Consider the following 13,660-nt stretch of genomic DNA (forward strand, 5'->3'; position numbering starts at 1 on the left):
ATATTCGATTACTATCATTATACAAAATTATCTGAATTTTACAACCATTTTGAAATAAAAAATTTACAATTTCTTTACAATGGTAGGAAATTATTGTTTAAAACCTATCTAGTGGTTTTTATTTTAGATTCCTTTTATATAAGCCAATTCCATCTCGATCTTGCTCTTTTTCATCGTAATCTCGTCAATCGTTTTTGTATCCACTGGAAACTCAGTATGATGCTCTAGATAATATTTTAATTTTAAGAAATTGCTTAACGGAAATTCATATTGAACCCACATCTCTTTATACCCGACGATTCCATATTCTAAAAGAAGCTGTTCACTTATATCAACCCAAGCTTTAAGGAACTCATCATATGAATACTGGAATTTTATATCTATCTCGGGATTCGATCTTTCATCTTCATAATGATAGAGTTCAATCTCCATTTGATTTTTACCTAGGTACTTAAACTTCCATTCTGTTTCTTGAGGCTCAGCATCCCATCTCGCACTAGCACCATCTTCTAGATAGCATTCTTCTGTGTATATGGGGTTGATGTTCAATAGAGCCTCTAGAATTTCGCCAAGTGCGTCTGTTAAGTAACCTGGCCAGAACGTATACTTTTTATCATTTAATACGAAAACACACTCTGCCCATCCAGTACCTGTTAATTGATAATCAATTTTCATAAATAGTCTCCCTTAACCTTGGTTCGTATCAGTCATTCATTTGATCGATTATTTCTTTTATTTCTTTACGCGTTTGAACCATCGTGTCTTTCTCACTCGGGAAAATAGCAGCTGCACCACCGTCTTCTTCAAGATCAACAAGTAAGTGATCTATAAACTGAGAAAGCGGCATGTTGAACGCTTTATATGATTTCTTAAGATTTGCAGCTTCCATTTCAGCAAAACTTCGACTTGGCCAAACAGGTAACAAAAACTCATAATCTTCATCACCTTCCGTAACGAATAGATCGCCATGCTTGTTCTCCAATAGCCATACCTGTTCATCGGTCGCCACCATGCTATAAAAATAAACAAGCCGCTTTTCGGCAGGACGGTTTAACATTATTTTTTTTATAAATTTCATTTAGTTGTTCCTCCTTATTTAGAAATCTTCAACAAATAGCCCTAAATTCTGTATGGATTGAAAGATTGGATTTAATGGAATATGCGAATGAACACTCATCAAATAATCATAACCGATAAACAGCTTGCATTTTCTTGGATAAAAAACCGCCGAGCCCAAGTCCTCTCTTAGTTGTAATCTACAATGTTTGTCTATATGCTCATAGGTTATTTTCTCGTTGTTGTTAGTTGAGAAATAATAATGCAGCAAGTCATTTGGGTACAATTCCATATAGGCATTTATTTGTGTTAGAAACTGATCATCCTTGAAACTTTTTATGATATTTCTCGCATGTAAATGTGGAAGATTTAAAAAATCCATTGTTAGATGTACAGCTTTTATGTAAGAGTCCTCTGTTTTTTTGTACATTTCTATCGTTAGTTCTTGATTTTCAATTTCCAATATCACTTATGCTCGTCCAATCATCGCGGGTAAAACATCCTTCAGCATCCCGGAATAATGGATTGTATCTTGTCACTCGGTATTTGTGCATTTTGTCACTTATCAATAGAATTAGACTTCGAATATTTCTTTTTTTTCGTCTTTCGTTAGCCCTGTGAAGAATTTCTTATGTATCCTTAGTTCTTTCTCTTTTTTAGGAAATACTCTTTCAAACCACGTGACAGCCATGGGAGTATGGTCGGGTTGGGCATTCACTTTTTCTAAGAACCACTCATATTCACTTATCGTTTCATCTGTAATGAGTTTCAAGTCTTTATCTCTACTTTTAAAATCGAGTTCTGCTAATTCTTTTGCTGTAATCTGACCGTTAATGGTTTTTACCACGCCAATTTCTGATGGCAGACGCTGATCATTTAATGATACAAAGTAATGCAGGTAGTTCGGTAATCGAAACAGTCCTTTCTTTGTATCTTTTCTATTTGCAATGTATAGCCAATCTCCTTTATTGGAATAACAATTAAAGTCTTCGTCGTTTATCGCTATCAACATTTTTTCGTATTTCTTCATAACACACCTCGATTCTAAAACTATTTAATAGATAACGAGTTAGCAACTTTCACTAACTCGTTTCGGTTGATTTTTTTATTGCCCTTATACGTTATAAAAATTTCTTTTTCATGTTTCTTATCGATCCATGCTAATAATTGTTCATCTTTTCTTTTTTCATAAAAGAATTTTGTCTTACCTATCATTCTGCTTTTATCCCATATAGAGTCACTTGAAGCACTTAACTTATCAGTAACAAGTATGGACAGATACCGATTATTCTTTTTGTAGTGATATTTGACCTCACTACAATCGTTTCCACATCTTTTGATTGTGGCGTACTTTTTGGTGTCTTTAAATGGTACATAGTTCACTTTTGTATCTACATTTACAAGGTACTTAGGTGTACTAATGGGGTAATGAAAAAATGGAACATCAATGACTAAGATACTTGAAATACCTAAGAGCACGATTGGGATACTTACTTTCTTTTTCATACGAAAACATCCGATCGAATTTATTAATATGTGAGGTTTTTTATGGTTGGGTTTTCGGAAGCAAATAGTCAGTTCAGCGCACTAAAATAGCCATCTCATTCGTAAGAGAATTCGATGGCTACTTAAAACTCGTTGATTAACGGGCAGTCTTTCTAAATTTGAAAACAAATCCAATAATAAACGAAACTATTGTCATGATGAAAAGTGCAGTAGTGATTGTTGTCACGCCAGAATTGATATTAAGCGCGTGGTACACTTGGGCGCAGATACCAAATGGAATGGCGAAGAACAAAAATGTCATGCCGAACACGGCATTCTTCGCGTTATATAACTCTGTCTTATGTGCAAGATCTAAAACTTTCAAGCTAAGAATCCAAAATGCACTCGTGATTGACCAGAATAGAAGTATGGAAGAAATAAATGAAGTAGAAGTTAGTCCCATAATTCGTTCAAAGAACAAATTAATGTTCCCCCATACCATCACTGTTTGATAAAGTCCCAATGCAAAAAGTCCTGCTAAGAAGATAAACGCAAATCCAAACCCTGATGTGTTATGTTTCATCTCCAAATATACTCTCCTTCCCCAATTCCGCTAAAACGAAACCTAATTTTCAAATTATTTTACAATATTTTTTAGAAAATTGGAACCCTTTATCTTAATATTTAATATTTTTCGGAGAGTTTGAGTATCTGAATTAAAGCTATCCATCTTTCTTTAAAAAGATTTTCCATGATTCGTAAGCTAAGAAGGATTTGACTTCTTCTTTACTAATTCCTATATTTTGTGCTTGGATCATTAAATTTGCCCATTCTGGATCAAGTTGGTTATCAGAATAACTAATAATGGATTCAACCGGAATTTCAAGAGCAAAGGCTAGCTTATTCAATACATGAACCGAGGGACTGGTGCCATGGTTTTCAATATTACTTAAGTGCCCTTTTGAGATACCTGCCTTAAACGCTAAATTTGTTATACTAAACCGTTTTGATAACCTTAATTTTTTAATGTGCTGTCCAAGGGTTCTATCAATAATACTGCCTCCCGCCTATATGTTTTTTCAGAATTATATCCTATCCGTTCAATATCCATAAAAATTTGTTCTTGATTAAGAATTTTATCCTTAAAAAAAATGATACCTGCCGTATTCTTCAAATGTTTTCGTAACCATATTGTTTAAAGAGAATTCATTCATCACTTTTTGTCGTGCTCTTCGTGTAAGATTTAAACGTAATTGTTTATTCTGTTGAAGCTCTCTTATTTTAGTACAGTACATGTCTACAGAGTGTTCTGAGATAAGTATTCCTGTTTCGTTATTGATAATCGCTTCTTTTATACCACCTTTATCAATAGAAATCATAGGTGTGCCTACAGCCATCGCTTCAAGTACTACCATCGGAAATACCTCTCGCTTAGAAGTTAATACTAAAACGTCCATCTCTTTTATAAACTTCTCAGGCTCATCTATATTTCCTAACAACTTAACTCTATGTTCTAAGTTCGCCTTGATTATTTTATCTTTAATGATTTGGTAGTCTGGCCCATCTCCGGCTGCATAAAATTCAATATTTGTATGTTGCTGTAATTGATTAGCAATATCTATAAATAGCGTATGGTTTTTTTCTTCAGAAAGTCTTGCTAAAATTCCGACCTTGAACACCATCTCAGATCGTTTATCTTGATATTGAAATTGATCTAAGTCCACTCCATTATAGATGGTCGTTATGTTTTGTCTATGAACCCCTAAATCAATTAAATGATTTCTTTCAAAATGACTGACCGTTATTACTTTGGTTACAAATTTATTTAAAAGAAATACAAAAAGATCAGGCGCCTGTTTTTCAAGGATTGTCACATTGTGCTTTGTATATATGCACTGAAAGGACTGAAGGATGGTCAATCGAATGAACAGCAGCAATAGCACTACTCTTAAGCTGTTAGCGTGAATGATGTCAATTTTTTTGTTGCGGATGAGTTTGCGAATTCTCCATAAGTTTAATAAATGATTGGATTTACTCAGTTCTAAAAATCGATCTTTGTGTTTTATGTGCTTGTAGAGCTCTCCTGACCCCGCTGCTGTATACACGGTAACTTTGTCTTGAGGTAAATTATTCTCAAGCTTGCAAAAATAAATTTCAGCGCCTCCTGTGGTTAACTTATCAGTCATTAAAAGGATATTCATAGACTAACACCTCCTCGTAAAATTCCGCTCGAAAATTTGTCCTCTGCCTGTTCTTTCTGCCTATTCTCTTCTTGATGAAAGTAGACAGAAAGAACAGCTAAATACATAAAAAACAGATCGTTTATAATGATTGATAACGACATCATCTGCAATAAAAAACCAAAAAACGCTAAGAATAGATATGGCTTTTTCTCATAAACTCTATGTTGAAATAATTGATAGATGGTTAGAAGAAGGAATATCATAAAACAAAATGCTCCTATGATTCCTGTTTCTGATAATATCTCTAAAAAGGTATTATGCACCTGCAAAGAATCACCGAACTGAAATTGGTTGTACGGAAGAAAGTTCGATGCCCCTACTCCAATCAATGGACTACTCAAAAAATATTCCCACGCTCTTCCCCATAGTTCAAATCTGCCGCTACCTCCATCACTTGAAAAATCTTGCATCCGAGATTGAATCACACCAAAAATATCAAAGCTTAGAAAAGTAACCGCAAGATAAAAGGAAACGGCAATAGCAAGAAATGTCCCAATCAATAATCTTAGTTGCTTGATGGGGTTATTCAAAATGAGAATATACAAGAGGAAAATAGCAATAAATGCTACTAATCCTCCTCTTGAAAAAGAAAGAACACTCGTTATGATGCATAAAAGCATCCCTATACGGTTTCGATTATGGTTAAGGTTGCAAAGAAAGTAAGTGAAGAAAAGTGTGTTATAAAATACAAGGTAATTAGGATCCGCTACAAGACCGATTAAACGAGGATATTCACGATCCATGAATACACCTAGTGAATAGATTCCATCTCCCTGAAGAATAAAGTTTAACTTCTTTAACCCTAATACGTATAACAGTAAGCATCCTAAGTTAAACACGATTCCTGCATAAGAGATTGAACGTTCAATAGAATGTGTGTTTGAAGAGCTAATTAAGCTTTTCATAAGAAAATAACAGAACAAATATAAAGCAATTCCACATACAATACGTAAGCTCATTGAACTGTAGAGAGCAAATACACCAGATAAACAATAGACCATATAGAATAAAAGCATGGCACACTCGAATAATTGAAGCTTATAGAAATGTATACTCGATAGATAGATGACATAAAAGAGAACTAAAAAGATCATGTATGGCTTCAAAGCAAATCCAATATATAAACTATATTTTCCTAAGAATACAAGCAGAAATAGTAAGAACAAACTAAGTTGAAAGTTCTCTCGTTTATTTATGGATTGCATCTTCCACCCTCTCCCTCATCTTTAATTTTGAACGTACAATGTCATACAATCCCACTAGCTTTCGCTTCATTTCTTTATCTAGAATTACTAGAAATCCAACACTCATTAGATGAATGACTGCAGCAAGGTATGGATATGTAGTCATAATCAAGGAACAGAGATACAAAAACAAACCAAAGTAAAGGAAATAAGGTACAAAGGACTTTAACGCTATTGTTCTTTTTTGAGGAAGGAATAAATAATAACCAATAAGAGCTATCAACTCAACAGAAAGACCAGCTAAGGCTCCTCCTGTTATTCCATAGGTGTTGCTAAAAAGGATATAGACAGCAATCCCAGTTAAAACTGAAAATAACTGAATTCCCGTTCGAAATTTCTGCAATCCCCTCGTCGTTAAACCATCAGCTAAACCGACTCCAACAGCTTGAATCAATAAAAGGAGAGACAATATCTTTAGTGCTTGAGAAGAAAGCAGCCAGCTCTCGCCGAATAAGAACAATATAATTTCATCTGATAAATAGAATAGAGGGATCGTGATAACCATTCCACATATCGCCATCAGTTTAATAAGTGTTACATTTAAATCTACATGCTGATCCATTCGCTTTCTATGAAAGTGAGTAAACATAACAGGTCGATAAGCTCCAGCAACAATTAATGGTAACTGCTGCAGTGCTTGCGGTATGCGATAGGCTACCGCAAACAGTCCTACTTCTTTTAATGTTAGTGTTTTCTCTAGAATAATAGGTCCTAATTGAGGAGTTATGATGAATAACAAACCGCTTAACATGAAAGAAGTAAAATTTTTTAAGAACCCTGGTAAAAAAGGAACATCAAGACGAAAGGGAATATGTCTCGCCACCAATACGAGTGCAAATATCCCTGCTATAAAGTAGGAGAAACCATACAAAAAACAAACAATTACTGGTGTAAGAGAAAGAAACATACTCATTCCAAGGGTGCAGATCAACAACAATGCTGTAAACATCTTAATAAAACCGATGTATTGCATCTTTTGAACCAATTGAAAGAACATGGTACCTATTCCTTGGAAAGCTAACCCGAATACCATGGGAATTGATAAGCAATATGCCAACTTTGTTAACTCAGGATTATCATTATAAAAAAAGGAAATATAACAAGCACCGCCTGCTAATGTTAGAAGGAGAAGCAGCGCCCTCACCTTAAGATAAGAAGATAAGATAGCAACTCGATCAGCCTCTTTTTTTGAACCTTCTCTTATTGCAATCTCCGTTAGACCTGCATCCGTAAAATACCCCATGACCATTGCTGAAGCTAAAACCACACTGAACATCCCATAATGAAAAGCCTCTAGATAAGAAGCTAAGTAGATAAGAACCAAAGCATTCAGAAAGCTCGCTGCAGCTGTACTATATAATAGATGAAAGATATTTTTAGATATTGAATTGGGTATCACTTCTTTCATTGCCCTACACCTTTCTACCCTGTTTGATAGATTACACCGAGTATTGGTTTTTTAGATTGATTGATTTGTTTTTTCGCTGCTACAGCGTCTTCTATTTTTGTTTTACCGGACTGAACAACAAGCAAAACCCCATCACATTGGTCGACCAAAACTTGAGCATCTGATATTTCCAAATAACTAGGAGCATGAAATAAGACGAAATCAAACCTTTGTTTCCAGTTATTCACTACATGTTCGATCTTTTTACTAACCCATAAGTCAACTGGCGTTTCAAATAGATTTCCGGCTGTAAGAATGGAGAGACCTCTTATATAATCATTTTGAGCATGTAGAAATCCGTTCTCACCTTGCATAACTACATCAGAGAAACCTTTTGTATTTGAAATATTAAAATAAGTATGCAACGTTGGATTTCTTAAATTTGCATCGACTAACAATACTTTCTTTCCTTGTTCTGCAAAAGAGATGGCTAGTTGAGATGAGATATAGATGTGATGAGATGGTCCTTTTGGCGAAGTAATCATCACGATTTGAGAGTGACTATCTTCCAATTGTTTTTCAATGTTACTTCTTAATATCCTAACTTCTTCTGTACTTTGGTTGTAATTCATGACTGAATTCTTTTTACGCCTTAACACTTATCTCACCTCGTTGAACAGATTTGTTTTGAAATAAATATTTTTCTTTCTTTTTTACATGAATATGCCCTAATACTGGTAGACCGAGGGTCATTTCTACCTCTGAAGGATCATTTATGGAATGATCAAAATACTCCTTCAGCATTCCTAGACCTATTCCCATGAATAATCCTACAAACAATCCAATAGCGATGTTAGACAGAGAATTACCGACTTGTTTGACTGAGATATCAGATTCTGATTTACTTACGATTTTTAGGTTCTTTACATTCAGCAGATCATTTAATTTTTGAACGGAAACATTTCCCACTGCATATGCCATTTGTTTTGCAACTTCTGGACTCGATTCCTTAATGACAATATGAATAATTTGAGAATCCTTATTATTTTGAACCGATATATTTTCTTCAAGCTCTTTAAGACTATTTTGATTGCCTAGTTCAGCACTAACAGCATTAAGAACAATGGGGCTTTTTATTAAGTCTACGGCAGACGCCAAAATACGAATAAGTTCTTGATTTTCCGTATAGCTATTTTCATTTTGTTCTTTACCCACAATAATATATTCCGTCGCTTCAAATGAAGGTTTTACAAAATACATGGAGACTATTACTGCAATAGCCGTAACAAACAAGGTGGTTACCATAATTGTAATAGCTCTATTTTTTAAAATTTGAAGAAATTTTTTTAGATCTATTCTCTGTTCCATCCTTAACCTCCTCAAGTGGTTGTTCTAAATAATGAACTTGATGAGTAAAAAAAATATTAAGTTTTGTGTTTTGTTCATTTTAAAGAACAAACTATCTGTATTATTCTGTGTAACTATTTAGATTTCCTTTATCCATAATAGAAAATCTTTCAATGTTCATGTCTAGCATGTTATGTGCAGATTCTTGAGTAAATTGGACAACTTTATTCGGAGTATTTAACAGGTGTTGATCCCAAACCATGCCTTGAAACGTATTGTAAGATCCGCTCACTTTAATTATCGTTTGAGAAATTTGGGACAGTTGAATCTGCAATCCAGTAAACTGGTTCCCAGAACTTTCATTTGGTATGGAAACAGATGAGTCTATAACAATATAATTTACACAATCATCTAATGTCATGTTCACAAAACGGTTTCCATTAATCCAACTCTGTCCTTTCTTGTTACCACTAGGCTCTACAACAATCTGGATGCCATTATTAAACCCTGCCACTTTATTATTTACAAAATTGACAAAGCTGATAAAGCTTTCATCGCCCGTTGCATATAGCGAGAGAGCTGACCCCTTATGAGATCCGCTAGAATTGATAATGGAAACATTCGTAACTTCCGTTCGTTCCCATGACCAAAACTTATGCTTTCCGTCTATAAAAACCACTTCTGAATTGAATTTGGGATCAATCACTTCTATGGTTCCATTGATAATAGTGGCATTTTTTTCAAGCTGTATAGCCCTAAAATTCCCATCGATTAGGATTTTAGTATTTTTTCCGAGTTCTAACGTTACACCTTCTTTGATCACTATACCTGATCGAATCACATATTTCTTGTTGCCAGTCAACTTCACTAGCCCCTCTTTATTCTTAAAACTACTATTAATAGCTTGCTGGATGACTATAGCATCATCTTTCAAATCATTACCATGTGTTTCTATATTGGTAGATTTGATGTACATCTGCTGAAGGATCAACGTCAATACAGCGGTGAGTAAAGCTGTAAGAAAGAGGTATCCGAAAACCGGTCTGGACATACATAACCCCCACTTAAAAACTCCAAGTTATTGGAGTTTCGAACGATTTACTTAAGGTTAAACTTTCCTTTATCTACAATACGTGAAGTCGGGATGCTTCGAATATTTATCTTGTTATACGAACTTTGTGACAAGAATTCTACTAACGTATTATTACGAACTAGGGATAGATCCCATGCCATGCCATTGAATTCATTGTACTGACCAGATATAGTGACTAATTTAACGGTTTTGGTAGAAGGCTGAATCTGCAAATTCGAAAAAACGTTCCCACTACATTCATTCGGTATACTTTCACTCGAGTTAAACACAATGCCTTGAACACAATCATCAATTGATACATTCGTAAAACGGTTCGCATTCACCCAGCTATACCCTGTTGCTGGCTTTGTGCTCTGTAAACGTACAGCTGTATTTAGACCAGCGATATTGATGTTTTCAAAATTCACAAATGAGATCTCGTGACCCGTACCGTTAGAATATAGATGTAACCCTGTTCCCTTATAACTGCCGCTCCAGTTTACAATATTAATATCTTTAATCAAGGTTTTATTCCACGTATTGTAGTATTTGTATTTCCCATCCAAGTATATTACTGGCGAATTGAAGTTTACATCATCAATTGCAATATAAGCTCCTTCTAACGATGCATTTTTTTGAAGTTCCAAAACTCTAAAGTTACCATTTACTACAAACCGTGTTCCATAACCAAATAGTAGTCTTATACCTTCTTTAATGACGATTTTACCTGTTATATAGTAATCTCGATCTGAAAGCAAAACAGTTTTGAAACTATTATGTGAAAAGGCATAATCTATTGCAGACTGAACGGCTGCAGCATCATTTACACCACTAAAATTCTCCACATTAATTGTCATTAAAATCATACCTTTCATAACAAGCTTTACTGCTTGTTACTCTATTCATGCATGCCTATACCTAAGGGAAAGACAAGCTTAACAGATACTATAAGATATGAAATTAATGGTTAAAATGCCACTCTATCTCTGGGTGGTTTAACAATAGAATTGCTATGGAATAACTTCTCAAGATCATCCCAGCTTGTGTATACACATAATTTGTCTTCTTCCGATAATTTTGGACCGCTTTGAATCTCAATAATCTCTAAATCTATAGTTGCTTTTATACTGTGCGTGGCTTTAGGTGGGATTTCAAGTACGTCCCCTGCAGTAACTCTTTTTATTTCTCCGTTTAATACAAATTCTCCCTCGCCTTTAATAATGGTCCAGACTTCATGCCTATGAAAGTGAGTATGATAACTTAAGAACTTGTCCTTGTTAATCACTAACCTTTTTGTCAGTACCTCTCTTTGTTCATCAACTTTTCTATGTTCCAATACTTTATACCATCCCCACCTTCGCTCTTCATACATAGGTATTTGATGGTCAAATTGTTGTAATTTTTTAACCCTATGACTTTTTTCTTTATCCGCTACTAAAATTCCATCAGGGCTAGCTGCCACAATGAGATTCATTCCTCCAATTACGGTAATAGGTATATCCAGCTCATTGATTAAGTGAGTATTTACTGAATCATCACTTATAGTTCCTTTACCTAATGGGTTTGTATCCATTTCATCTGTTAAAGTATTCCATGTCCCTAGATCCTTCCAGTACCCATCATATTTTAAAACAATAACATTCTTCTCTTTTTCAATTACTGCATAATCCATACTGTCCCGTGGTAAAAGAGAATAGTTTTCTAGCAAACTCTCATATTGAACAGGAAATTCCATCATCCTTAACAAAGAAAGAATATAACTTAATTTGAAGGCAAAAACACCACAATTCCAAAGACCACCTTGACTTATGAACTCCTCGGCTAAGACTTGGGTTGGTTTCTCTTTAAAATGAAGTACTTTATTCCACGAATCATCACCTTCATAACTCGGAATAATGTACCCATACTTTTCAGATGGATACGTCGGCTGTACACCAATTAATGCAATTTGAGTATTTGATTGTTGAAGAGCTGTTTCAAGCTCCATAATTTTATAGAAAAATTCATTTTCAACATATGGATCGACAGGTAAAACGACAACTACTTCGTTAGGATCTATATTTAATACTGAATAAAGATAAGAGGCTGCTAAGCAAACTGCCGGAAAAGTATCTCGTCTTTCAGGCTCAACAATAATGCCATTCGTTGGATTCAACTGGTTCAAGATCAAATCTACTTGAGCCATACTTGTAGAAATTAGTGTTGAACTAGCAAGATCAACCTCCGTTAATTGATTCCAAACACGCTGAATCATTGATTGGCTAACATTATTTTTATCTTTCAGTACTTTTAGAAATTGCTTAGATCGCGCATCATTAGACAGTGGCCATAATCTTTTCCCCGAGCCTCCTGATAAAAGAATTACTTTCATCCTATCACCTCGGCTTTTACTTCCTTTTGTGGTGTAGGGTTCCTCTTACTAATGTGCTTATTAATAGTCATTTTGTAAAAATCAATTAATTGATGGTTTAAATGTTCCCATTTGTAGTTGCTCTCAACAAATGTCCTTGCTTCTTTTCGTATATCATTTAACTTCATTGGATCAGAGAGCAGATCAACAATTTTTTCAGCAAATTCTTCATCTCGATCTCTGACAATAATACTTTGATCATTTATTGCCTTAATCGGTTCACTGACGATTGATGTGGTAATGACAGGGATGCCGCATGACATGGCTTCCAACACTTTATTTTGTAATCCCGCACCACTTTTCAGCGGGCAAACAAATAACTTAGCATCCCATAGATATTTTCTCACATCATCCACTTCCCCTGTTAAAACAATATTTTTATGTTTTGCGCAGAGACGTATAAGGTCTTGCGTTGGATTTCTTCCTACGACATAAAAAGTAAAGTCTTCCATCTTCTCTTTTATAAGAGGAAAAATATGTTTAATAAAATACTTCACACCATCTCGGTTAGGAGCATAGCTCATATTCCCGACGAATACGAAGTTGTTTTTGGTAGTTAATTGTTTTTTGTAAGAGAAGTACTTAAGATCGACCCCGTTCGCAATGGTGATTAGTGTGTCACGATTTAATGAAACATTGTTTTTATCAATATCTGAAATAAAAATACCTCCGTCATAACGAGAACTTGCTACCTGTTCCATATTATGTACGTTTTTAGCTTCCCAACGAGTAATTGGATTTATTAACGATTTCTTAAGCTGTGCAGACCGTTTGAGATTAAGAGAGATAGAATCAACAAAGTCTATTACATTTGGAACATGATTAATCGTTGACTGATATGGATAGAGGCGCACTAGTTGATGATGAACGATATCATATTGTTCTTTACTCGTTTCATTTCTCAAAATCTGAAGAAGTTCATTAGAATAATAGAGGGAGGTTTGTAAAGGCCATTTCTTAAACAAACCGAGGAACATACTTTTTATTGCTGTTCGTTTACTATGTGGAACAATTGTCACTTTTTTGCATAATTGGTGGACTTCATTCGGAATAGGTTGTTGTTTTCCAAAGGAGATTAAATGCACTTCATGGCCTAATGCTTTTAACCCTCTCAACTGGTTATAAGCTCTTAATTGATCTCCTTTTTTAGGAGGATACGGAAATCGAGGTGAAACAAATAAAATCTTCAAGTGATCACCTACCCTTTGTTTTTTATACAACACTAATCGTTCTTTAAAAAGTACAATTTCTTATGATTATAGTAGGTGTTAGACGAGAACGCAAGATTTAAAGAACAAATAATTCGTTTTTAAGAACATTCACCTTTCAAAAAAATGGTTATTAACAAATCTACTTATTCATTTATAGTAAAATATACTCAATCTGTACTTCGTATTTAAATATTCCATTTTATGA

The 13,660-nt window shown here is 34.5% G+C and carries 15 protein-coding genes; all 15 read right to left on the minus strand.

Features of this window, described 5'->3' with window-relative positions; translation table 11 throughout:
• Window positions 1–123 precede the first annotated feature (123 nt).
• The 15 genes from ABE65_RS19305 to ABE65_RS19380 all read right to left on the minus strand — a co-directional run bounded on the left by ABE65_RS19305 (window position 124) and on the right by ABE65_RS19380 (window position 13,434).
• The gene (locus ABE65_RS19305; RefSeq protein WP_066398591.1) at window positions 124–675 is read right to left on the minus strand and encodes a hypothetical protein; all 552 of its coding nucleotides are present in this window, start codon (window positions 673–675) and stop codon (window positions 124–126) included.
• Between the two features lie 28 nt (window positions 676–703).
• The gene (locus tag ABE65_RS19310) at window positions 704–1,078 is read right to left on the minus strand and encodes a DUF2750 domain-containing protein (protein WP_066398594.1); all 375 of its coding nucleotides are present in this window, start codon (window positions 1,076–1,078) and stop codon (window positions 704–706) included.
• 552 nt (window positions 1,079–1,630) lie between these two features.
• Window positions 1,631–2,086 carry a hypothetical protein gene (locus ABE65_RS19320; protein ID WP_066398597.1) on the minus strand — a complete coding sequence of 152 codons (456 nt, stop codon included), beginning with the start codon at window positions 2,084–2,086 and terminating at the stop codon, window positions 1,631–1,633.
• 20 nt (window positions 2,087–2,106) lie between these two features.
• Window positions 2,107–2,562 (minus strand): hypothetical protein, encoded by a 456-nt coding sequence (locus ABE65_RS19325; RefSeq protein WP_066398599.1) that lies wholly within the window; start codon window positions 2,560–2,562, stop codon window positions 2,107–2,109.
• Window positions 2,563–2,698: 136 nt separating this feature from the next.
• Window positions 2,699–3,130, minus strand: a complete 432-nt coding sequence (locus tag ABE65_RS19330; protein ID WP_066398601.1) for a hypothetical protein — start codon at window positions 3,128–3,130, stop codon at window positions 2,699–2,701.
• 133 nt (window positions 3,131–3,263) lie between these two features.
• On the minus strand, window positions 3,264–3,596 hold the full coding sequence (locus ABE65_RS22345; protein ID WP_330998129.1) for a helix-turn-helix domain-containing protein: 333 nt from the start codon (window positions 3,594–3,596) through the stop codon (window positions 3,264–3,266).
• Window positions 3,597–3,683: 87 nt separating this feature from the next.
• Window positions 3,684–4,742 (minus strand): glycosyltransferase family 4 protein, encoded by a 1,059-nt coding sequence (locus tag ABE65_RS19340; RefSeq protein WP_066398605.1) that lies wholly within the window; start codon window positions 4,740–4,742, stop codon window positions 3,684–3,686.
• Window positions 4,739–5,989, minus strand: coding sequence for an O-antigen ligase family protein (locus ABE65_RS19345; RefSeq protein WP_066398608.1), 1,251 nt, complete (start codon window positions 5,987–5,989; stop codon window positions 4,739–4,741). Before ABE65_RS19345 ends, ABE65_RS19340 begins: the two co-directional genes overlap by 4 nt.
• Window positions 5,973–7,436 carry an oligosaccharide flippase family protein gene (locus ABE65_RS19350; protein WP_082861509.1) on the minus strand — a complete coding sequence of 488 codons (1,464 nt, stop codon included), beginning with the start codon at window positions 7,434–7,436 and terminating at the stop codon, window positions 5,973–5,975. The genes ABE65_RS19345 and ABE65_RS19350 overlap by 17 nt, the downstream gene beginning before the upstream one ends.
• A 14-nt stretch (window positions 7,437–7,450) precedes the next feature.
• The gene (locus ABE65_RS19355) at window positions 7,451–8,074 is read right to left on the minus strand and encodes a CpsD/CapB family tyrosine-protein kinase (RefSeq protein ID WP_066398610.1); all 624 of its coding nucleotides are present in this window, start codon (window positions 8,072–8,074) and stop codon (window positions 7,451–7,453) included.
• Window positions 8,061–8,783, minus strand: coding sequence for a YveK family protein (locus tag ABE65_RS19360; RefSeq protein ID WP_066398612.1), 723 nt, complete (start codon window positions 8,781–8,783; stop codon window positions 8,061–8,063). The genes ABE65_RS19355 and ABE65_RS19360 overlap by 14 nt, the downstream gene beginning before the upstream one ends.
• A gap of 100 nt (window positions 8,784–8,883) precedes the next feature.
• Complete coding sequence (locus ABE65_RS19365; protein WP_082861510.1) at window positions 8,884–9,813, minus strand: hypothetical protein; 930 nt, start codon at window positions 9,811–9,813, stop codon at window positions 8,884–8,886.
• Between the two features lie 47 nt (window positions 9,814–9,860).
• Window positions 9,861–10,691: a hypothetical protein gene (locus tag ABE65_RS19370; protein ID WP_156499213.1), complete on the minus strand. Its 831-nt coding sequence runs from the start codon at window positions 10,689–10,691 to the stop codon at window positions 9,861–9,863.
• A gap of 110 nt (window positions 10,692–10,801) precedes the next feature.
• Window positions 10,802–12,205 carry a sugar phosphate nucleotidyltransferase gene (locus ABE65_RS19375; RefSeq protein WP_066398616.1) on the minus strand — a complete coding sequence of 468 codons (1,404 nt, stop codon included), beginning with the start codon at window positions 12,203–12,205 and terminating at the stop codon, window positions 10,802–10,804.
• Complete coding sequence (locus ABE65_RS19380; RefSeq protein WP_066398619.1) at window positions 12,202–13,434, minus strand: glycosyltransferase; 1,233 nt, start codon at window positions 13,432–13,434, stop codon at window positions 12,202–12,204. The genes ABE65_RS19375 and ABE65_RS19380 overlap by 4 nt, the downstream gene beginning before the upstream one ends.
• Window positions 13,435–13,660 lie beyond the last annotated feature (226 nt).

This window comes from Fictibacillus phosphorivorans, from assembly GCF_001629705.1.
Lineage (GTDB): Bacteria > Bacillota > Bacilli > Bacillales > Fictibacillaceae > Fictibacillus > Fictibacillus phosphorivorans_A.

Coding starts and splice junctions, on each gene's coding strand:
- ABE65_RS19325 (WP_066398599.1), bottom strand. CDS start 2,562: ATGAAAAAGAAAGTAAGTATCCCAATCGTGCTCTTAGGTATTTCAAGT.
- ABE65_RS19310 (WP_066398594.1), bottom strand. CDS start 1,078: ATGAAATTTATAAAAAAAATAATGTTAAACCGTCCTGCCGAAAAGCGG.
- ABE65_RS19365 (WP_082861510.1), bottom strand. CDS start 9,813: ATGTCCAGACCGGTTTTCGGATACCTCTTTCTTACAGCTTTACTCACC.
- ABE65_RS19360 (WP_066398612.1), bottom strand. CDS start 8,783: ATGGAACAGAGAATAGATCTAAAAAAATTTCTTCAAATTTTAAAAAAT.
- ABE65_RS19350 (WP_082861509.1), bottom strand. CDS start 7,436: ATGAAAGAAGTGATACCCAATTCAATATCTAAAAATATCTTTCATCTA.
- ABE65_RS19340 (WP_066398605.1), bottom strand. CDS start 4,742: ATGAATATCCTTTTAATGACTGATAAGTTAACCACAGGAGGCGCTGAA.
- ABE65_RS19375 (WP_066398616.1), bottom strand. CDS start 12,205: ATGAAAGTAATTCTTTTATCAGGAGGCTCGGGGAAAAGATTATGGCCA.
- ABE65_RS19305 (WP_066398591.1), bottom strand. CDS start 675: ATGAAAATTGATTATCAATTAACAGGTACTGGATGGGCAGAGTGTGTT.
- ABE65_RS19345 (WP_066398608.1), bottom strand. CDS start 5,989: ATGCAATCCATAAATAAACGAGAGAACTTTCAACTTAGTTTGTTCTTA.
- ABE65_RS19370 (WP_156499213.1), bottom strand. CDS start 10,691: ATGACAATTAATGTGGAGAATTTTAGTGGTGTAAATGATGCTGCAGCC.
- ABE65_RS19320 (WP_066398597.1), bottom strand. CDS start 2,086: ATGAAGAAATACGAAAAAATGTTGATAGCGATAAACGACGAAGACTTT.